This is a genomic window from Kocuria sp. JC486 (assembly GCF_011602805.1).
GTDB lineage: Bacteria > Actinomycetota > Actinomycetes > Actinomycetales > Micrococcaceae > Kocuria > Kocuria soli.
The window spans coordinates 88,844-89,960 of record NZ_JAAOZS010000011.1; the positions used below are offsets into that span (position 1 = coordinate 88,844).

The 1,117-nt window shown below is 69.0% G+C and carries 1 protein-coding gene; it reads right to left on the reverse strand.

The window, feature by feature from the left end; all coding sequences use genetic code 11:
* Nucleotides 1–37 precede the first annotated feature (37 nt).
* Nucleotides 38–1,033 (reverse strand): nitronate monooxygenase, encoded by a 996-nt coding sequence (locus GWK18_RS07625; RefSeq protein ID WP_245193038.1) that lies wholly within the window; start codon nucleotides 1,031–1,033, stop codon nucleotides 38–40.
* Between the last annotated feature and the right edge of the window lie 84 nt (nucleotides 1,034–1,117).

A 1,117-nucleotide genomic window follows, 5' to 3' on the forward strand; every position in this document is an offset into this window, starting at 1 on the left:
CGCCGGCCCCCCGTCGTTGCTGTACGAGAGGTTCCAATCAGGCCGGGAGGCCGCCACCGAGGCGCCGGAGCACCGTCTCCGCCGAATCCGTGGTTGCGTTTCGGTATCCCAGACCGGCCCAGAGGTTGACGTGCTCGGGGTCGCTCGCCGCCGTTGCTGCCTTGCGGAGGGGGCTGGTCAGGAAATGCACCGCGGGATAGGCCAACGGCGCCAGGTCCGTGAACCTGTCCGTGAAGCTGTTGCGCAGGGCCCGCGCGGGGCGCCCGGAGAACGCGGTGGTCACTACGGTCTCGTTGCGCGACGGGTCACCCAAGGCGTCCTTGTGGACCTGTGACGCACCGCTCTCGGGTGTGCGCAGCAGGACGGTGCCCACGACGGCGGCGTCGGCCCCGGCCGCCAGGACCTCCCGAACCTGTTCGGGCGTCGAGATGCCACCTGCAGCCACCACCGGCAGACCGGCCTTCTGCCGGATCTCCGCCACGAGGTCGGTCAACGGGACGTCCGGGACCGGCTGATCCGGGGTGAGGGTTCCGGAATGCCCACCGGCCGTGGTGGCCTGCACCGCCAACGCGTCCACACCCAGGGCCACGGCCTGCCGAGCCTCCTCGACGTTGGTCACGGTCTGCAGGACCACGGTTCCCACGTCGTGCAACCGCTGGACGTCGTCCGCTGCAGGAAGGCCGAACGTGAAGCTGACGACCGGAACCGCTTTCTCCACCAAGAGATCGATCTTCTGCGACCAGGAGTCGTCGTCCTCCCGGGGCGCTGTGCTGAGCTCGACGTCGAACCGAGCCGCCTCCGGTCGGAGGGATTCCGCGTAGGCCTCGAAGGAAGCCTGCTGAGCCGGTACAGGGTTCGGGGCGAACACGTTGACCCCGAAGCGTTGCGTGCTCTCACGGACCTCGTCGATTTGATCGGCCACCTGCTCGACCGTCTTGTACCCGGCGGCCAGGAAACCGAAGGCCCCTGTCCGCGCGGCGGCGATCACGAGCGCCGGAGTGCTGGGGCCGCCCGCCATGGGCGCTGCGATCAGGGGGAGGTCTAGGTGTACTTCCCCGTGACGTTGTGAACGCGTTGTGAGGGTGTTTGGCCGCCGATGCCGGTGTGGGGTCTGTGG